Genomic DNA, 21,144 nt, shown 5'->3' with positions numbered 1-21,144 from the left:
TTTTTCAGAAAATTTTTAGAATTTTTGTTGACTTCCGAAAAAAAAAAGTGTATTTTTTACTTAAGTAAACTATTTTTACCTAGACCAACTTTTTAGGTGGAAAGGAGGTAATTTCACGTCTTCATTTCAATTGCCCAATCTTTCATATGACTATGATGAACTAGATCCATACATTGGTGTGATACATTAGCATTCATCATACATGTAAGGTAAATTTGGTAATGTAAAACTAGTATTGTTGAAATCCTCCAGAATCCCCTGGATTGCCACCGGGGGATTTATGATTATTTCAGTATATTTATGTAATGCTGTAACACATTTTTGATTTCTGTATTTAATTCTCGGAACGGAAATCCTAATTCGCGAGCCTTTCTATTATGTAACGTACAATTAATTATTTCATTATAAGGTGCTATATTCTCTCCCGCTTCTTGAATAAGAGCTTTTGTCCCACTGTTGTCTTCTATGAAACGAATAACTTCTTCCATGGAAATCACTCCGTTACTACAAGCATTAATTGGACCTTCTATATTTTCCATTCCGCACCATGCTAAAAACTCTCCTGCTTCCTTTTCATGTATAAATGACAACTTTCCATCTACATGATCCACAAAGATAGACTCTTGTTTCATAACATGTTCAACGTAAAATTGTAATCTTTTCGTATAATCATTTTCTCCAATAACAACTGGAAAACGCACTGCAACGACTGGGAATGTTGCATGTTGAAACAACACTGCTTCCGCTAATTTCTTTCCCTCACTATAAGTGAAATTCCCTCTATCTCCATACGTAATCGAATATTCATACGGGTTGAACTCTTCTTCTTGCAAGTTTAATGCAGGCTCATATACCGCCATTGAGGATGTCATAACATATTTTTTCACTCTACCACGTAATACTTTACATATAATTTTCGCGGCGTTCGGGCTATAACATAAGTTATCGTATACAATATCATAACTTTTACCTTCTACGCGCTCTTCCAGTAATTTCTCGTCTTCTCTATCTACTACAATTCTTTTTACCGTATCCCCAAAAGAATCCTCCGTAAATCCTCGTGTTGCAATTGTTATATCGTGCCCCTCTTGTAAAAGCGCTTCTACTAATTGCTTACCAAAAAACCTTGTTCCCCCTAGAACCAACACTTTTTTCACTTTCATCATCCCCTTTTTTGTAAAATACTACCTTAATTATAAACATGAATATAAATAAAAGCATGGAATCATTATCAAGATTCCATGCTTTCTTACATATGATACTTTAACGTACTCGATATTTAAAAATACAATAGCAGCAATAGAAAATAGAAATTACTGATACATAAACCCATAGTTCATATACGAATCCCTCTCCCCATACTCCCATAAAATAAAAGAGTGAAGGCAACGTCAATGTTACCCATGATTGTACAAAAGCAATTCTGCCAAGATATTGATTGATATTCTTTTTTTGTGCATTTAACACAAAGAATAAATACCAAAGTAATGCCCACATAAACCATGTTAACGCATTAACAACATCGTGGAATTGAACAAATGAAACAACCATATAGAATAAAGCAATAATTGCTACCCAAATACAGAACCAGCCTAGTCCACTACTATCCATTCCTTTAATAAAAGTAACGCCTACATATAAATAAGTTAAACCAAATAAAAAAGTAGCTGCATACGAATATACCGTCCAATTACTTTGATCAGAAATCATAATCAAATAAAACGGAATGATAATTTGTAATGCCCCCACAAATAAATTAAAAACACCTGCGCTTTTCATCTCTACTTTGCCCAATATGACAAGACTATTTAAAAATAAAGCTGCACCTGAAAGTAATAATCCTACATAACCCATATATATTCGTGTGAAAGTCTTTCCCTTTCACACTTTTAACCTCCCCACAATATAAAGTGATCCTTTATTATTTTTCTTCCTATTTAAAACTACATACATAATTTTCAATCCAAATAAGTCAGACTTCCTACCTTAAAAAAGAACAGATTTAAAACGCTTTCAATAATAAATAACCCTATCAGAACATTAAATAGGATTCCTTGATTATAAACGTACTCTAACCATGATACAAGTATTGGAATTCTTTTCAATATTACGTTTTTTATTTCTATGAAAAATTAGTATGATGATGCATTTCCCCTACCTCACTCTACTAATTTTTAACATAGAATATTATAAAGTGAAACTTTAATCAGCCCTCACCAATCGGGCGTTTACGGGCAACCTAACTTCTTTGCTCCACCTGGACTTTGAGGTGGGAGTTTTACTGCTCACAAATAGCGGGATAAAATAGGCTGGTCAGTCATACATTCATCTTTATAAGACAATCGTATTACTGACCTAAACTGTCATAGTCAATCTTGATAGTCTCTTATTCCGAACAATTGCTATTTATCATAAATATCATTCGGATTGATTGTAGGAATAAATCCATTTATAGAACTATATTTTTTAGATACGTTATTTGGAGTAACAGTAAACGTTACAATTTTATTACTTTGTTGTTTAAAATAGCGCATCCAACTTTGACTCCATTCATCTTTCACAATAACTTGTTTATTGAAATCTTCCCACAATACACCATGTATAAAATTCAAGGATGTATTTTTGATTGTTTCAAATCCCCAATTCTGTATAAGAAGCAGGTTAGAATCAATACTTTTAATTTCTTTTAATAAATTTACATATGCTTCTCGAAATTTTCCTTGTGTAGCTGGCTGATCATAAAAATAGTCATCAATATCACCAGCTGTATCTAAAAACACCCCATTTATGCCTTTGCCAATAATTTGCTGTTTTACTTTATTAACAACAATCCCACGGTAATGTTCATCAGCTAAGTTCATAATATATGTATTCCACTGCTCAATCTTCATTTTCTTACCGTCTCTATAATAATAGTCTGATTCAACTACTTGCGATTTATGCCACGCTTCTAATTCTAAAACACTAACATAACCAAGGACTACCGTTCCTGATTTTTTTAATTGCTGAACCTGTTCTTTCGTAAATGCATATGGCTCTATAATAACCATGTCATACTTTGAAAGTCTCTCAATTACTTGCTCATTTGCTTCACCATAATAAATTTTATAACTTCGTACATTTTTTAAAGCTGGTTCCACAACATTTGCTTGTGCGGATGTACTTGAGGAAAAAATAAAAGAAAATATAGCTAAAAAGCATATAGAACGTTTCCACTCCATAGTAATATTACCCCCTATACAACTGTAATTTTCTATCGTTTTAAATTTTAACACCTTTAAATACTAATACAAACATAGTAATTCCATAACATTTTACATTTTTTTAAACTCGATATTTTTATGAAAATCCCAATAAATACAATTCATTAACAAAAATTAGGATTTATTTCACTTGAATTTACTACATCCCTGTTGATAAAATGATTTGGGCTTTATATATTATATATCTCAAAATAATTCTTTTAAATTATGTATTTTATTTCAGTGTACTATTCCTTAAAATTAAATTTGCAAATGAAAGAAGGAATTTATTTATGTACTATAAGCAATCCAATTCATTCCAAAAAATGATTGAACCTACAGTTTTATTTGTTGCACTATTTTTTCTCTCAATACTAACTGATTTTCTAACACCAACGTATGAATACTTCTTACTCTTATTTATTACATTAATTATTTCTAGCCGGTATGGCATATCTATTGCCCTTTTCGCCTTTCTGGAAGCAATGATTTATATTTTTATAAGCGGTATATATAAAGAAAATGATATATTACTGTACTTTTATTCATTAGATTACTGGATAAGTTGGATTTTCTTACTTGTTATTAGTTTATGTTGTGGACTAATGAGTACTGCACAAAAAGAACGTTATGAAGATGTACATATGATAAATAATGAGCTGAAAGCCGAAAATAAAGAATTAAAATATGTTGTGAAACAATTGGATGAAACACGTATTACACTACGTTCTCGTGTACTTGAATCAAATAACCACTTATCTAAAATGTATCATATGTTTAAAGCTTTAAATCATACACATCCTGAAATTGTACTCGATGAAGGAATAAATGTATTAAAGATGTACTTTGGAGCAAAAAAAATTGGTATCTATCACGTCGATAACAATAAACAATCGCTTCGTATTAAATTAAGATCAGAAACTGGTAAAAGTACATTATCTCAATCCATTTTTGTTAAAAACGCTTCGTTAGTCATCAAAAATGCTCTAGCACATAATCGACCTTTTTTCCGTACAGATGAAGATTTTCAAGATGCTCCACTTTTAGTTGGTCCCGTCCTATTCCAAGATGATGTACAATACGTCATTATATTAGACGAAATCGAGTTTTCAAAAGTAACTTCTGAGCAATTCGAACTTTTCACATGGTATTTACGCTGGATGGGTGATCGTTTACAGAACGCTTCTAATCTTTGGCTATCGAGTCAAGAGGATCGCACATTCCCTAAAACAAGCATTTATTATGAAGATGAATTTGAACATTTACTAAAAATAGAAAAAAAACGTTACGAAACATTATCTTATCCATATTCCTATTTTGAGTTCAATGCTCCGCAAGATTCTTTAGAAATGATAAATTCTATTTTAAAAGACCATTTACGTGATATTGATATATTCGGTTATAGTACGACCGGACAAAAAATTATGATTTTATTACCTGGCACTGAAGAAAAGTTTTTACTACAAGTTCAAACTCGTATACAAAATGCTCTTTCTTCTAAAGGAGTGATATTCTAATGATTTTACTCCTTCTTTATTTTATTTATGCTATTTTGGTTTTTCTTTTATTTCGATTTACGAAAAGTTTAATTGCTAAAGATAAAAAAGGAATTATTGAATTTTGCTTGATTATCTCTCTTCTTTTCCCGCTTATCGGACTTATTGTATCAGTAATCATGTTATTACTTAATATAAGACGATCAAAAACCGATTGGTTACAGCAATACTCTGAGTATGTTTCCTTTCAAGTTGATAATTACGAAGATATTTTAGAATCAGCAAAACAAGATATGGACTTAATTTCATTTTCTTCTGGATTAGAACTAGATAAGCCTGAATTACATAAACAACTCATTGTACAGTTAAGCTCCTCCTCTATTTCTAATGAAGGAGGCTTATTGAAAGAAGCAATTCACCATAAAGATCCTGAAACTGTACATTACGCAGCAACTACTATTAATTTACTAAATGAACGGTACGAAAAGCAGATCGAATACTTAAATAAGCAATTTCTACAAAATCCACAAAATGAAATTGCAAAAGAATTGGTTTCTAACTATTTAAGATATATAGACAGCGGTCTTCTTTCTAATCAGCAAAAAGAAAAAATAATCGATGAATTTATGAATTTTATTACACAAGGTGTAGAACTATTCCCTAACGAACCTCTTTACCCTTTCCATCTTGGAAATCTGTTTCTACACACAAAACAATATGCAAAGTCTGAAGAACAATTTTTAAATCTTATTCATTTCTATCCTGAATCATATTACGGCTATGTTGGATTACTTGAAATATATTATGAGCAACAGTTATGGGACGAGCTCTATAACTTAATTAATAATCTAACAGATGTAAAAAGAGTTCATATACTACCGCGTAAATATCAATTATTTGTAAGGCAGTTTGGAGGCGCACACATTGAAAAAGGGGATTAATATATATATCGGGATTATTAGTATCATTTTATTTCTCTTAATTTTATCCATCCTTATATATCGAACAGAAAATTTTCATCAAAAGTTTTCTGTTCCTAAAACTAAAGAAACAGATACTGTTAAAACACTCAAAGCAAAAGATGTAACTCAAAATGGACAAAAAATGCAATTATACGTTTTAAAAACGGATAATACATTAGGGCAACAAGTCGAATTTAATACGAAGAAGGCAATGGATTACGCACACCTACACTATAAAGATATTACAGCTAATGAAATTAAGGGACTTACTCCTTCTCCCTATACAGGGATTATTATTACAGGTGAAATAATGGAGCAACTTCCACAAGCTGATATTCAAAATTTTGTACAAATGGGCGGAAGGATTATTATCGCAAACCGACTTGATTCAGATCCTTCCTGGAACACATTATTTGGTATTACAAAAAAAGAAGGTTTCAAAGATGCGAAAGGATTAACCTTTGAAGAAGTTTTATTCCCTGGTTATCCAGATCTCCCAAGTTCTTCTCCATTGTTTACTCATAGCTCAATGAATATTACGCTAGATGAGAATACAACTAATACTTGGATTACAGCGGAAGATACTCCCATCCTCTGGACCAATGACTACGGTGAAGGAAAAGTCTTATATTGGAATACAACAGCATTGAACGATAAATTAGGTAGAGGTATGTTCGTTCAATCACTGGGTACTATTTTCCCGACTTTCGCTACAGCACAACTTGGAGCGGAGATTATGTATATCGATGACTTCCCATCTCCAATTCCAAGTGGAGAACTAAAAAACTTAACAACAGAAAAAATTTCTGTTGAAGAATTTTATAAAAAACATTGGTGGAAAAATATGAAGGATATCTCTGAAGAGCTTGATATTAAATATACGGGTGTTGCAATTGGGACATACCAAAATAAAGTAACGCCACCTTTTGAAGATTTCACAGGTAAAAATAGAAATACCTATTTATTATTTGGGAGAGAATTATTAAGTCACGGCGGGGAAATAGGCATTCATGGCTATAACCATCAACCTTTATTATTACCACCGGACCCAGTAGATAAAGCACTTGAATATGTTCCATGGAATTCAAAAGAGGATATGGAGAGCTCCTTAGATGCTCTACAAAAACTCGTGTATAACTTCTTTCCAAATGAAAAGTTAAAAACCTATGTACCACCATCCAATATTATAAATACAACTGGATTAAGTGCATTAAACGACGCAGTTCCAACTATAGAAACAGTTGCTTCTCTATATGTGGGGAGTACAAGTAACGGCAGTTTAATTCAAGAATTTGGACCAGATGAACATAACAAAAACATTTATCACTTCCCGCGTATTACGAGTGGCTATGCTATCACAGATGAAGAGCAATTTATCTTAACTGATGTTACCGCAAATTTAGGAGTTATCTCACATTTCGTCCATCCGGATGATATCCTTGATGAAAAACGCTCGGGTAACTTAACATGGGAAGAATTATTTAAGGCTTATAAAACGACAATTAAAGAAATACGAGAAAGATATCCTTATATAAAAAGTATGACCCAAAGTGAAGCAACTGCTTCTATGAAAATTTATCAAACTGGTGACCTAGATGTCTCTTATGAAGATGATGCTGTTCACATTGCATATAAAGGGTTACCAAATCATACTTCAACAATTATACGTGTAGAAGAAGGTAAGAAGATACAACCTGGCTCATTCTCTTACGGTACAGTTAAAAAGCTTGATTCCCAAATTTATAGCGTTACGTTAACGAAAGCCAGCGCTACGATCCCAATTAAAGGAGAATAACAGATGAGAATAGGTTTGGTCGTTGAAGGCAGCTACCCCTTTGTAAGTGGAGGGGTAGCAAGCTGGGTTCAAATGATTATCCAGCAGTTTAAAGAACATGAATTTACGATTTTTGCGATAGTCCCTCAAGTAAAAACAGAAGATGAATATCAATATGAAATTCCAAGCAACGTAAAAGATATCATTATGATTCCTTTGCAATCAGAAAATGAAGCAAAACATATAAAAACTAATTTAACTGAACAAGAAGTGCAGACACTTCAAAAATGGTTTACATTTCAAGCCAACGATACAACAGCATTACAAATATTAGGGAATAAACAAAAGCTAGGAACACTCCATTCCTTCTTCGAAAGCCGTGAGTTTTATGAGATTGTTAAAGAAAGCTATTTATATGAAGAAAGTAGTGGATCCTTCTTAAATTACTTTTGGATGTGGAGATCTATGTTCACACCAATCATTCAAATTTTACAAATTGATTTTCCTGAATTAGATCTTATTCATTCTGTATCGACAGGATATGGTGGATTACTTGGTGCTGCAATTGGTGCCAAGTCCGATATACCATTTATTCTAACTGAGCACGGTATTTACTCCCGGGAGCGTGAAGAAGAAATACTACAATCTACTTGGATACCAATTGAATACAAAAAAAGATGGGTTTCTTTCTTTCATCACTTGTCTCATCAAGCATACGAACAAGCTGCTGATGTAATTACGTTGTTCGGCCGAAATAGTGCATATCAAAAAGAATTAGGTGCCCCGGCTCATAAACTAAAAATCGTTCCAAATGGCGTTACTTTATCTGACTATAAAGGGTTACGTAAACCAAAATACAATTCGGATAAACTCATCATTTCCGCTATTATACGAGTTGTGCCAATTAAAGATGTAAAAACAATGATTTATGCAGCTAAATTATTATTGGAAAAAGACATTCCATTTATATTTTACTTGCTAGGTCCTGATACAGAAGAAGCAGAATATGCTCAGGAATGTCGTGATTTAATTCAACAATTAGGATTAGAAGAGCATGTAATAATGACCGGCAAAGTAAATATTAAAGATTACTTAAAACAAACAGATCTTCTCGTATTAACAAGTATATCTGAAGGACAACCATTAGCTATGTTAGAAGGAATGGCAGCAGGATTACCATGGGTTGTTACAGATGTCGGCTCTTGTAAGGAATTAATTTACGGACAAGATGGAGATCCTTACGGACAATGTGGATTTGTTGTACCACCTGTATCTCCTGAACAAGTTGCCATTCATTTAGAGTGGTATTATCGTCACCCTGAATCCATTCAACAATTTGGTGATAATGGGCGCAATCGTATTGAAGCGCACTATCAATTATCAGGCGTCGTTGATAGTTATCGTAAGCTTTACTTAGAAAGAGGTAAAAAAACATGGCAGGAATAGGATTTCGTTTACAAAAATTATTCCAAGAAGACTACTATTCTTCAAGAATAAAGGCGTACGGATTTTCATTATTTGTTACAGCTGGTCCGTGGTTAGTCGTTATTTTAGCAGTAACAGCTATTCGATACATTTTAAGTTTGTTCCATTCTATTCCAACCGAAGAACAGCGCCTTTTCACAATTTCAATTTCATACTGCTTTATTTTTTCTCAAATCATATATGGTGCCTTGCAACTCATCGTAACTAGATATGTGGCTGACCTTTTATACGAGCAAAAAGCTGATAAAGTATTTTCTTCCTTTTTAGGAATGACGAAAATCACACTTTTCTTAGCTATTATCTTATGGCTTTTGTTTGCAATTTTTACACCGTTAGCCTTGTATTATAAAATCGTGATGCTATTTTTATTTTTAGCTTTAAACATCATTTGGATTCAATCCATTTATTTAACAGCAGCTAAAGATTATCAGTCCATCGCTCTTGCATTTTTAATTGGTTCCATTTTCTCCTTATCTGGAATTGCGCTTATCGCTTACTGGCATCCAACACTTGGAATAGAACATGGATTTGCCCTATTACTTTTAATTTCTTTTACAATCGGGACCTTCATTACATTAGTGTGGTTAAGTATAGTTATTGTACGAATGTTTCCAAATAGTGATGCTACCGAACAATTTACCTTCCTTTCTTACTTAGATAAATATCCGGAACTATTTTGGTCAAGCTTACTTTACAATATTGGCATTTGGGTATGTAACTTTGTTATTTGGTTCGGAGAAGGGCGAGGAAATATTGAAAACACGTTTGTTTATCATCAAATGTATGATACCTCTGTTTTCTGGGCTTATTTAAGCATTATCCCAACCTATATTTTCTTCGTAGTATCCATTGAAACAAGGTTTTATGAACGGTATAAGAAGTTCTTCGGTTCAGTTAACAATGGGGCGACATTAAATACAATTTTACAATTAAAAGAATCAATGAACTTTGTCCTAAAGCAAGAAATGGAACGCATACTTCGTAATCAAGGTATTTTTTCTTTACTTATTATTTTTATAATATGGATGTTTAGTTCACAATCTGGGAACGTGACACTTGAATACTCTATTTTGCAACTGACTATAATTGGTGCTTATGCAAACGGGATGGTCCTTGTTATCACGTTACTACTCTTATATTTTGAAGATCGTAAAGGGGCATTTCGAACATCAGCCCTGTTCTTTTTTGCAAACCTATTATTAAGTCTTCTTCTACTTCCATTTGGATTCAATGGTTACGGTATTAGTTTTGCACTCGGATCTTCTATTACATTCTTATATGCTATTTCTAGACTCTTTACTTACATTAAAGATATTGATTACTACACGTTTTGTCAGTCAAATGCTCCTATAAAACGACGAACTTTCTTTACTAAATTTGCTAATAAACTTAATGGAAAATAAACAGATAAAAAATGACCTCTTGCTTATGCAAAGGTCATTTTTTTTATCTGTTTATTAAACTTCTAGATAGCCATTTTTGTTATTTGATTGCCATCTCCAAGAATCTGCACACATCTCTTCTAATCCGAGTTTTGCTTCCCATCCTAATTCACGCTTCGCTTTCGATGCATCTGCAAAACATACTGCAACATCACCAGGGCGACGCTCCGTAATTTTATAAGGAACTTCTTTGCCCGAAACCTTTTCAAATGCTTCAACCATTTCCAACACACTATAACCAGTACCTGTACCGAGATTGTATGCATCTATCCCAGTAGTGCCAAGTACCTTTTCAAGCGCCTTTACATGGCCACTCGCTAAGTCTACAACATGAATATAATCACGGACACCCGTGCCATCTTTTGTCGGATAGTCATTTCCAAATACACTTAATTCCTTTAGCTTACCTACTGCTACTTGTGTTACATATGGCATTAAGTTATTTGGAATTCCGTTTGGATCTTCTCCAATACGTCCACTTTCATGCGCACCAAATGGGTTGAAATAACGAAGTAACGCGATACTCCATCCTGCATCCGCAAATGCTACATCACGCATAATTTGTTCAATCATTAATTTCGTTTGACCATATGGATTTGTTGCACTTAATGGAAACTCCTCCGTAATTGGTGATGTTTCTGGGATACCATACACTGTTGCAGATGAACTGAAGATCATCTTCTTCACATCATGCTTCTGCATCACTTCACATAGCACTAATGTGCTTGTAATGTTGTTATGATAATACGTTAACGGAATTGCTACTGATTCCCCTACAGCCTTAAAGCCTGCAAAGTGAATAACAGCTTCAATTGTATCTTCTTCAAAAATCGTATCAAGTGCTTCTCGATTTAAAATATCTTCTTTATAAAATTTAAACTGTTTTCCTGTTATCTCTTTCACTCGATTTATAGACTCTACTGAGCTATTCGAAAGATTATCTACTACTATAATTTCGTAACCGTTTTTTAGTAATTCTACGCATGTATGACTACCAATATATCCTGCTCCACCTGTTACAAGTATTGCCATAATTATAGTCCTCCATATTTCATTCATTATAAACTTCTCAAAGTATATCACATATTTCTTATCATATGTTTATTATGCGAACACAGAAACTTACATTTTATCCCATACTTATTTTGTAAAATACACGATTCAAATCAGGTAATAAAAAAACGCCACATAACAGACATCGCGTGGCGTTTTTTGATCAAATTACGTAACAATATACACTTAGAAAATGCGCAAGACTACCTAACAATACAAAAACATGAAAAATTTCATGGTGTCCCATATATTTAAACTCCAACCATTTTGGCTTCGCACCGTAAATAAACCCACCAATTGTATAAAAAATGCCTCCAAGTACTAAGAAAATAATACCTCCTGTACTTAAATTCTCAGCTAGCGGTGCAAAGAATAAAACAATTAACCAACCCATCAGAAGATAAATTGCTGTCGATAACCATCTTGGACAATTAAACCAAAACATTTTAAAAACAATACCACAAATTGCCGTTGCATAAACTAAACAAAATAATAGTAAACCGTTTGCCGAATTTAATGTAATTAGGCAAAAGGGTGCATATGTACCTGCAATTAATATAAAAATCATAGAATGATCTAGCTTCCTAAAGAAATAAATAACACGTTCACTGGCTACGACACTATGATACACAGCTGACGCCATATAAAGGACCATCATCCCGATACCAAATAAAATAACAGCTGTAATTGCAGCAAAAGATGGCATCTTAACAGAAACTTTCACAATCATAGCTAATAATGCAATAAATGATAATACAGCTCCTCCTAAGTGAGTAAATGCATTAACTGGTTCTCTTACATAAGCATTCATATAAACACCCCTCATATAATTACATGTAGTTTTCATAACTACATGTAATTATATACACATTATTCATACGGGTCAACATTTACATTTCATTTGTTTCGTAATACCATATTTAAAGATATACTAAACATTAAGTTCCACTAAGTTATAAAAGTGAGGGGTTCTACGTGGAAAATATAAATAAATTACTTGAATCATTACATCTAGAAAAAAACATTAAACTTGAGGATATCCCAAATGTCGACTTATATGTAGACCAAGTTGTCCAACTATTTGAGAATACTTATGCAGATACAACGAGAACTGATGATGAAAAAGTATTAACAAAAACAATGATTAACAATTACGCAAAAGGGAAACTATTCATCCCTATCAAAAATAAAAAGTATTCAAAAGAACATATGATTTTAATCAGCTTAATTTATCAATTAAAAGGAGCTCTTTCCATTAATGATATAAAAAGCTCCTTAGAAAATATAAATGCACCGTTAATAAACGATGATACATTCGAATTAAATACTCTATATAAAGATTACCTTTCTCTTACTGACACCAATGTGGAAAGCTTTAAGCAAGACGTGAATAACCGTGTTAAGGAAGTAAACGAGGTTTCTTCCTTAGAAGATCCAACACTAGAAAAATTTTTATTACTAACATCCTTCGTGACTATGAGTAATATGTATAGACGTTTAGCAGAAAAATTAGTTGATGATCTCAAAGAATCTTAAACAAAAAACTATCCACCTGTTTGAAGTGGATAGTTTTTTGTTTATTTAATTGCTTCATGAACCTTTAATTGTTTCCCTTTAATCGTTGTGTTTTTCATGATTTTTAAAACAAGTGGTCCTTTTCCATTTAATATTTCAACGTAAGAAACATTGTCTTGTATTGTAATAATGCCTATATCTTCTGCTGTAACACCTTTAATTTTAGCAATTGTACCGACGAAATCTACCGCCCTAATTTTCTTTTTCTTCCCGCCATTAAAGTACAATTTCATAATTCCTTTGTTTAGGTCCGCATTTTTATCTTTCTTTATAATTGGTTTAGCATGTATCTTTTCCTCAAATACTGCTTTCCCTTTCATAACTTCTTCTTTTGAAGGTGCAAGTGCCTTTGGAATTTCAAAGCCAATGTACTCCTCAATCTCTTCTAAAAATCTATTTTCATACGGCGTCATGAATGTAATAGCTTTCCCGTTATTACCAGCTCGTCCCGTTCTTCCCGTACGATGTACATAACTTTCTTTTTCTAATGGAATGTCATAGTTAATAACATGTGTAATATTATCAATATCAATTCCTCTAGCAGCTACGTCTGTCGCTACTAAATAACGGAACTTTCCTTTTCTAAAATCGTCCATAACTTCAAAACGATCTTCTTGTACCATACCACCATGTATTTTGTCACAAGGATAGTTAACCCGCTTTAACTGTTGAAATACGTGATCTACATTTTCTTGCGTACGGCAAAAAATAATACAACTATCTGGATTCTCAATCGTTGTTACATCTTTAAGAAGTGAAAGCTTCTCCTCTTCTCTCATCTCAAAAAGTGTATGTTCAATTTTATCTGTTGTAATCCCGGCAGCCTTAATTTCAATATGCGTTGGCGAATCCATATACTTACGAGATAACTTTTCAACATCTTCTGGAAGTGTTGCTGAAAATAGCATTGTCATTCGTTTTTTAGGTAATTCGTCAATAATTGCCTCTACTTGATCGATAAAACCCATATTCAGCATTTCATCTGCTTCATCAATAACTAAATACTTCAAACACTCTAAAGAAAGGGTACCTTTTTCAATATGATCTAACACACGGCCAGGAGTCCCAACTACAATATGTGTTTTTTGCTTTAATTCTAATTTTTGACGTGCAAATGGGGATTTACCATAAACTGCAGCGGCCTTAATTCTTTTGAAGCGGCCTATATTCGTAATATCTTCTTTTACTTGCACCGCAAGCTCTCTCGTCGGTGTTAAAACTAAAGCTTGTGGCTTATTCTCTTCCCACTCCACCATTTCACAAAGTGGTATGCCAAATGAAGCGGTTTTTCCACTTCCAGTCTGTGATTTCACGACAAGGTCTTTCTTTTGCAAGGCAACTGGAATAACCTCTCCTTGCACTTCTGTTGGATGTTCATATCCTAAACCAGTAAGTGCTCTTACAATTTCTTTACTTAATGCATAATCAGCAAAACTTTTTTTACTCATATATTAACCTCTTTTTATTCTGTATTATTTTCTTTTTTCGCTTTTCCTATCAATGAATCATCATATACGTTATTATCACCTTATTCATTATACTTGAAAGCTCACATAAAAAGGCGAATCATTCGTGATTCGCCTGACTAAACAAAAGGATTTTCTATTTCAAAAAATTTATAAAAATAAACCTCTATCATTTCATATACTGTTCAACTAACTGATAACATCTTTCCCTCGTACTAGTTGCATTCGATGAAATAGTTGCTATCCCTGACAATGTTCCCTGTCCAGATTCATTCCAAGCTTCTTCCGCCTTGCGATCTCGATACGTAATCCATTCACGCTGTTTCTCTCTCAAAGTGTTCATTTCACTTGTAGAAAGTTGATTTTTCAAAACACCATAAATCTCATTTAAAGCTTGATCCCATGCATCGTATCTTCTAACTTCTCCTTCTTTCATTTCAGTTGTAATTCCGTTCTCATATAAATAATCGAGTTTCTTCAAACCCTCCTCAATACTATTTAATTTAGTAATATACTCTGCCTTCTGACCGGCAATAACACTTTCTTTCTTAGGCTCTTCTACTTTCGGCTTCTCTTCATTTTTATTTTCTTCCTTACGGTTCTCATCTTTTGTTTTATCTACATCTACTGTCCTCGGCACACTCTGTATAATTTGTTCATTCGCATTTTGATAATATACTTTAAACTGTTCTTTCCCTTTCGTTTCCCTAATAATTACATTCAGTTGCTCTTTTACATCCGCAAACTTCTGTTGGTTTTTCAACTCCTCTACTTTAGCAAGCATTTGCTTATATTTTTCTTCCTCATCTTTTTGATTAGCTAAAACTTCTCGTTTTTCTTTTGCTTGTTTGGCTAATATAACTGAACTAGCAGAATCATTTTCAATTTCCCTCAATAACGAAATTGCTCGGTCTATATTACTTTCCTGTAATGCTTCAATCATTTTATTCGTTTGATGCATCTTCAGCCTTATTTCCCGATCATCCTTCTTTTCTTTTAATGCTAATTCAAAAGATGCGACTGCTCTATCGTATTCTTTATTTTCCAATGCTAAATCTCCTTGTTTCTTTGCCTTATCAAAGGCATCATTATTGCTACATCCGGCAACAACCAACAAAGTTATTCCTATTGTTAGTATTAGCTTTTTCATAGTATTTCCCCAGCCCCCTCGCTCAAAATAAGAAGCATACATACAATCTTATGCAATTATCGCAACTTTCCTTACTTTTTTATAAACGAACGTTACGCATAATAAATCTATTTAAATTCGTTTTTAACGTTATTTTTAAAATATATTGGCTTCTTTTTCAAAAAATGTTAAGAAAATCTTTGACTTCTTACTGAAAATGATATAAATTATCCTATGGACGAACATTTTTAATCAATAAAAATAAAATATTCGTATTTTAGGGGTGCAAATGATGGAAAACGTATTTGATTATGAAGACATTCAATTAATTCCTGCAAAATGTATTGTAAATAGCCGATCTGAGTGTGATACAACTGTCACTTTAGGAAAACATAAATTTAAATTACCTGTCGTACCTGCAAATATGCAAACGATTATTGATGAAAGAATCGCAACTTATTTAGCTGAAAATAATTACTTCTACATCATGCATCGTTTCCAACCAGAGAAACGAATTTCATTCATTAGAGATATGCAATCACGTGGATTAATTGCTTCAATCAGCGTTGGTGTTAAAGAAGACGAGTACGAATTCGTACAACAATTAGCTGCTGAGCAACTTTCACCTGAATACATTACAATCGATATCGCACATGGTCACTCTAATGCTGTGATCAACATGATTCAACATATTAAAAAACATTTACCAGAAAGCTTCGTTATCGCTGGAAACGTTGGAACTCCAGAAGCGGTAAGAGAATTAGAAAACGCTGGTGCTGATGCAACAAAAGTTGGTATTGGACCTGGTAAAGTTTGTATTACTAAAATTAAAACAGGCTTTGGAACTGGTGGTTGGCAGCTAGCTGCACTTCGCTGGTGTGCAAAAGCTGCAAGTAAGCCAATTATCGCTGACGGTGGTATTCGTACACATGGCGACGTAGCTAAATCAATTCGATTTGGAGCAACTATGGTTATGGTCGGTTCTCTATTCGCTGGTCATGAAGAGTCTCCAGGGGAAACAATCGAAAAAGATGGCAAACTTTATAAAGAGTACTTCGGCTCAGCTTCTGAATTCCAAAAAGGTGAGAAGAAAAACGTTGAAGGTAAGAAAATGTTCGTTGAGCATAAAGGTTCTTTAGAAGACACTTTAATCGAAATGGAACAAGATCTTCAATCCTCTATTTCTTACGCTGGTGGAACAAAATTAGACGCAATTCGTACTGTAGATTATGTAGTCGTGAAAAACTCTATTTTCAACGGCGATAAAGTATATTAATCCTTAAATTTAACTCGAAGGACAAGCATTATTTATGCTTGTCCTTCTTTTTGCATGTAAAAAACAGGCGAATATTTTATCTTTACTGAATTTTCTAGTATTATATTTTTAGATACTTAAAATAAGGGGGATATATTAAATGAAACATGTAATTGAGAAACGTCCTATTCGCGAAGAAGTTCCTACTGAACTAAAATGGGATCTTTCTGACTTGTATAAGTCTGATGATGAATGGCACACTGCACTAAATGTATTAGAAAATGATATAAAAAGACTCGATGCATTTAAAGGACAATTACACACTGGCCCCGCTACCTTATTAAATTGCCTACTTTTAGAGGAAAAGCTTTTAATGCAGTTAACAAAACTTAGCACATATGCATATTTAAAAGAATCCGCTGATCGTACAGATCCAGTTATTCAAGCGAACTCTTCCAAAATTTCAGCTTTAGGGACGAAAGTACATGCTGCACTATCCTTTATTCATAACGAAATCCTCTCATTTGAAGAAGGAACAATTGAAAAATATTTAACTGCGGAAACAAAACTCGAACCTTTCCGTAAATCGTTACTCGAAATACTTAAAAAGAGGCAGCACACTCTCTCACCTGAAACAGAAGAAACTCTTGCTGCACTCGGCGAAGTTCATAGTTCCCCCTACAAAATTTACGGCATGACTAAATTAGCCGATATGGATTTCCCTCCTATACAAGATGAACAGGGAAATGATTTGCCTGTATCATTTGCATTATTTGAAAGTAAATATGAATTTTCTTCAAGCGCATATATACGTAGAGAAGCGTATTCATCATTTGTTTCCACATTGAAACGATATAAAAATACAGTTGCAACAACATATGCTACTGAAGTAAAAAAACAAGTGGCGCTTTCTCGTTTACGCAAGTACGAGTCCGTTACCCATATGCTTTTAGAACCTCAAAAAGTTCCACTTGAAATGTATAACAATCAACTAGATATTATTTATAACGAATTAGCGCCTCATATGCGCCGTTTTGCAGATTTAAAAAAGAAAGTATTAGAGCTTGACCAAATGCTTTTCTGTGACTTACACGCACCTTTAGATCCTGAATTTAATCCAACAATCACATACGAAGAAGCTGGTAAATTAATTCAAGAATCTTTAAAAGTATTAGGACCTGAATATAGTACTATTATTGAAAAAGGATTTAAAGAGAGATGGGTAGACCTTGCAGATAACGTAGGAAAATCAACAGGTGCCTTCTGCTCTAGCCCATATGGTTCCCATCCTTACATTTTAATTACATGGCAAAATACGATGCGCGGATGTTTCACATTAGCTCATGAATTTGGACATGCTGGCCATTTTTATTTAGCCAATAAAAATCAGCGTATTATGAATGTACGCCCATCTATGTACTTTGTTGAAGCACCATCAACTATGAATGAATTACTATTAGCCCAGCATTTACTAGCGACTACTGAAGATAAGAGAATGCGCAGATGGGTTATTCTGCAACTACTCGGCACATATTACCACAACTTCGTTACCCATCTACTTGAGGGAGAATATCAAAGAAGAGTATATGCTCTAGCGGAAGAAGGGCAAGCACTCACAGCTACAACTTTAACTGAAATAAAAACAAAGGTCCTTTCGACATTCTGGGGAGATTCTGTAGAAATTGATGAAGGCGCTGGTTTAACATGGATGCGTCAACCTCACTATTATATGGGCTTATATTCTTACACATATTCTGCGGGCTTAACGGCATCTACTACTGTAGCTCAAATGATTAAAGAAGAGGGACAACCTGCTGTTGATTGCTGGCTCAATGTACTCCGTGCAGGCGGTACGATGCAGCCACTCGAATTAATGAAACACGCCGGAGTAGATATGTCAAAACCAGATGCAATCCGTAAAGCTGTTTCTTACGTCGGTTCCTTAATTGATGAATTAGAGCGTTCTTATCAAGAATAAAAAATAAGCCCTCACTTTATGAGGGCTTATCCTATGTTTACTTTCCAAACCTTTTACGGTATCCACATTTTCTACAAAGTTCTTCAACCGCAACCCTTTTCGAAAATCCGTCTACAATATTTTGTGCCCTTTCACCTTCTATAATGTTAGAAAATGAATCATCATTAATATTTCCAAGATTAATAATGCCTTCACCGTCTAAACAACAAGGTATAACCGCTCCATTTGCTAAAATACCAGCTTGATTTCGAAGACCATGACAGAAACCTTTTCCATCATCCTCTTCTTCATGCAATGCCGGCCACTGGAATTCATAATCTTGATTAATAAAGACACGTTCCGCAATTTTTATACCTTTTCCTGGTGTAAGCTTCTCTTCAATTTGATAGGATAGATCAAACTCATTTTCAATTATGGATAATAAATCCCTATTTTTCTGGATTTCAGCATTTGTTTTATTATCCTGAGTTAAATTCCATAATCTTAGTGAAACAATTAAATCCGATTGACTCGTTGCCTCTCTAATGAAAGAAAGTATACTTCTTACATAGCCCTCTTTATCTTGCGAACCTGGGTGTCCATCAAAACTGTGTAGTGAAAAATTCATTTGTCTTAACGCAGGTTTATTTAACAGTCTATGCCTTCTCTTATTAATTAACGTTCCGTTCGTTGTAATATTAACTTTAAACCCTTTTTCATGGCTTAAATCTAACAGTTGATCTATTTTCGGATGGAGCAACGGCTCACCCTTCACGTGCAAATAAATGTAGTCTGTATGAGGTTTAATTTGGTCTAATCTTTTAGCAAAATCCTCCACAGAAATGAATTGCTTCTGCCTTTCCGTCGGCGGACAAAAGCTGCACGCAAGATTACATACACTCGTAATCTCCAAGTAAAACTTCTTAAACTTCTTCACCTTTAATTCCTCACTTCTCTGACTACTTATACTTTTTTCCTCTTCATATTACAGCACACTTTTTTAGAAATAGAAACATACTTATTTTAGGAAATCTGCATACCACCTATTAATATTTAAAAGACCATCGGTGATTTTTGTCCAATGGTCTTCCCACTATTAATTACCTTTAACCTCTTTTACATATTCCCATGTTTCACCTTGATTTTTGGACTGATAAAGTATACTACTATTACCATTGTAGTCTCCATCTGCTCCTTGCCCTACTAGCATGTTAAAAACTCCGTCCTTCTCATAAGGCATATTAGGAAAATCAAACGGATTTATTAACTGTCCACTTTCTAGTTTCACTTCATAATTCGTATAGCTCACCTTTTTAAAAGTTATACCACCATCATCTGTACGGTATAGCCTCCCTTCATTACCAGAGGGTCTGGCTGCCCTTAAAAATCCGAGCTTTTCATTAAAAAAGATGATTCCTGATGCACTACCAACCGTTTCATTGAACGGATCTTCATTTATAACTCCCCATGTTTCCCCACCATCAATCGTCTTGCTTAGTGAATAAAAGGTACTCCCTAATGCTTTATCTGTAACATTTAGTTTATAACCCACTTCTTTTGAAAAGTAAAATTGCTCATTATTATTAGTTAGATCCTTCTTTTTCTTTTTAGAACTACTTTCCTTACTCCAATTTGGGTCACCTAGTAAATTATATCTAGCAGGTACTATCTCTTTCTCTTTTCCGGGGATAAATATAGATACCGTATATCCAATTATTTCGGATTTTGCTTCTTCAAGCTTCTCTAATTTCCCATCTTTATTAATATTAATAATTCCTTCTCTATTGTAACCCCAGTTTCTTTTCCCATAATAAACCAGCCCATATTTATCTTCATTCCACTTACTGACAGTTTGTTTAACTGGAATGGCTTGAACTGTTTTAATTAAAGGTTTTACTAATTTATCTTCATTATAATCAGCGTTAATATACCCATTTAGTCCTACAAAAATATCTTTTGATTTATTTTTATTATAAGATATTAAGTAGCTTTCCTCTTTTCCAGCAGCATTTTTTCCATAAAGAAAAGTATCAAATGATGTAATTGTTCCATCTGAGTTAAATTCCAAAGCAAAACCATCCGACATATATAACTTCTTTGGCAAAGTATATTTCTTATTTATATCTTCAAAAATACCCTCTACACCATACTTATATATATTATCACGCTCAAGTTCAACTGATCTTTCGTTTTTTACGCTTTCTATAAACCATGCTAGTCTACCACCATAATTTGTTGCACTTTTATAAATTTTCATCCCATAAAAAAGCGTTATAAAAATAATGATGATAACGGAACAATATTTCCA

General features: G+C 33.5%; 17 protein-coding genes. 8 read left to right on the top strand and 9 right to left on the bottom strand.

Translation table 11 applies throughout. The features are described from left to right. Positions 1-284: 284 nt before the first annotated feature. From V7038_RS04710 to V7038_RS04700, 3 genes are all read right to left on the bottom strand, one after another. Positions 285-1,163, bottom strand: coding sequence for an NAD-dependent epimerase/dehydratase family protein (locus V7038_RS04710; protein ID WP_335469352.1), 879 nt, complete (start codon positions 1,161-1,163; stop codon positions 285-287). A 100-nt stretch (positions 1,164-1,263) separates the two neighbouring features. After that, positions 1,264-1,854, bottom strand: a complete 591-nt coding sequence (locus V7038_RS04705; RefSeq protein WP_002159682.1) for an AmiS/UreI family transporter — start codon at positions 1,852-1,854, stop codon at positions 1,264-1,266. A gap of 548 nt (positions 1,855-2,402) precedes the next feature. Next, entirely contained in the window at positions 2,403-3,221 is an 819-nt protein-coding gene (locus V7038_RS04700) for an endo alpha-1,4 polygalactosaminidase (RefSeq protein WP_002113194.1), read from the bottom strand. 314 nt (positions 3,222-3,535) lie between these two features. Here V7038_RS04700 and V7038_RS04695 point away from each other — a divergent pair, with 314 nt between their 5' ends. The 5 genes from V7038_RS04695 to pelG are packed head-to-tail and all read left to right on the top strand — an operon-like array spanning position 3,536 to position 10,362. Beyond that, a complete protein-coding gene (locus V7038_RS04695; RefSeq protein ID WP_002113195.1) occupies positions 3,536-4,759 on the top strand; it encodes a hypothetical protein in 1,224 nt (407 codons plus the stop codon). Then, the gene (locus tag V7038_RS04690) at positions 4,759-5,679 is read left to right on the top strand and encodes a tetratricopeptide repeat protein (protein ID WP_002113196.1); all 921 of its coding nucleotides are present in this window, start codon (positions 4,759-4,761) and stop codon (positions 5,677-5,679) included. The genes V7038_RS04695 and V7038_RS04690 overlap by 1 nt, the downstream gene beginning before the upstream one ends. Continuing rightward, entirely contained in the window at positions 5,663-7,495 is a 1,833-nt protein-coding gene (locus V7038_RS04685) for a DUF2194 domain-containing protein (RefSeq protein ID WP_002113197.1), read from the top strand. Before V7038_RS04690 ends, V7038_RS04685 begins: the two co-directional genes overlap by 17 nt. Positions 7,496-7,498: 3 nt before the next feature. Further along, positions 7,499-8,920: a GT4 family glycosyltransferase PelF gene (gene pelF, locus V7038_RS04680; protein ID WP_335469339.1), complete on the top strand. Its 1,422-nt coding sequence runs from the start codon at positions 7,499-7,501 to the stop codon at positions 8,918-8,920. After that, positions 8,908-10,362, top strand: coding sequence for an exopolysaccharide Pel transporter PelG (gene pelG / locus V7038_RS04675; protein WP_002113199.1), 1,455 nt, complete (start codon positions 8,908-8,910; stop codon positions 10,360-10,362). Before pelF ends, pelG begins: the two co-directional genes overlap by 13 nt. Before the next feature lie 54 nt (positions 10,363-10,416). On the opposite strand, the gene galE is transcribed toward pelG, so the two are convergent. Further along, a complete protein-coding gene (gene galE / locus V7038_RS04670) occupies positions 10,417-11,433 on the bottom strand; it encodes a UDP-glucose 4-epimerase GalE (protein ID WP_002113201.1) in 1,017 nt (338 codons plus the stop codon). Between the two features lie 184 nt (positions 11,434-11,617). Next, positions 11,618-12,265: a PAQR family membrane homeostasis protein TrhA gene (gene trhA, locus V7038_RS04665; RefSeq protein ID WP_000995373.1), complete on the bottom strand. Its 648-nt coding sequence runs from the start codon at positions 12,263-12,265 to the stop codon at positions 11,618-11,620. Positions 12,266-12,429: 164 nt separating this feature from the next. On the opposite strand from trhA, the gene V7038_RS04660 reads away from it, so the two are divergent. Continuing rightward, positions 12,430-12,990: a DUF1836 domain-containing protein gene (locus tag V7038_RS04660; protein ID WP_002113202.1), complete on the top strand. Its 561-nt coding sequence runs from the start codon at positions 12,430-12,432 to the stop codon at positions 12,988-12,990. 41 nt (positions 12,991-13,031) lie between these two features. Here the strand turns inward: V7038_RS04660 and V7038_RS04655 are convergent, their stop codons facing one another. Together V7038_RS04655 and V7038_RS04650 are read right to left on the bottom strand one after the other, a co-directional pair. Further along, positions 13,032-14,477 carry a DEAD/DEAH box helicase gene (locus tag V7038_RS04655; RefSeq protein ID WP_070129270.1) on the bottom strand — a complete coding sequence of 482 codons (1,446 nt, stop codon included), beginning with the start codon at positions 14,475-14,477 and terminating at the stop codon, positions 13,032-13,034. Positions 14,478-14,664: 187 nt separating this feature from the next. Further along, a complete protein-coding gene (locus V7038_RS04650; protein ID WP_335469336.1) occupies positions 14,665-15,645 on the bottom strand; it encodes a lysozyme inhibitor LprI family protein in 981 nt (326 codons plus the stop codon). A gap of 271 nt (positions 15,646-15,916) precedes the next feature. Here V7038_RS04650 and guaC point away from each other — a divergent pair, with 271 nt between their 5' ends. Then, on the top strand, positions 15,917-16,900 hold the full coding sequence (guaC, locus tag V7038_RS04645) for a GMP reductase (protein ID WP_002068771.1): 984 nt from the start codon (positions 15,917-15,919) through the stop codon (positions 16,898-16,900). A gap of 139 nt (positions 16,901-17,039) precedes the next feature. Continuing rightward, positions 17,040-18,857 carry an oligoendopeptidase F gene (gene pepF, locus V7038_RS04640; RefSeq protein ID WP_070140190.1) on the top strand — a complete coding sequence of 606 codons (1,818 nt, stop codon included), beginning with the start codon at positions 17,040-17,042 and terminating at the stop codon, positions 18,855-18,857. A gap of 37 nt (positions 18,858-18,894) precedes the next feature. Here the strand turns inward: pepF and V7038_RS04635 are convergent, their stop codons facing one another. Together V7038_RS04635 and V7038_RS04630 are read right to left on the bottom strand one after the other, a co-directional pair. Further along, positions 18,895-19,773 (bottom strand): radical SAM/SPASM domain-containing protein, encoded by an 879-nt coding sequence (locus tag V7038_RS04635; RefSeq protein ID WP_002113208.1) that lies wholly within the window; start codon positions 19,771-19,773, stop codon positions 18,895-18,897. A gap of 159 nt (positions 19,774-19,932) precedes the next feature. Further along, on the bottom strand, positions 19,933-21,144 hold a 1,212-nt coding region (locus tag V7038_RS04630), incomplete at its 5' end, for a WD40/YVTN/BNR-like repeat-containing protein (RefSeq protein ID WP_335469334.1).

It is taken from the genome of Bacillus sp. JJ783 (genome assembly GCF_036963225.1).
Classification (GTDB): Bacteria; Bacillota; Bacilli; order Bacillales; family Bacillaceae_G; genus Bacillus_A; species Bacillus_A cereus_U.
This window is presented reverse-complemented; position numbering and strand designations above follow the sequence as displayed.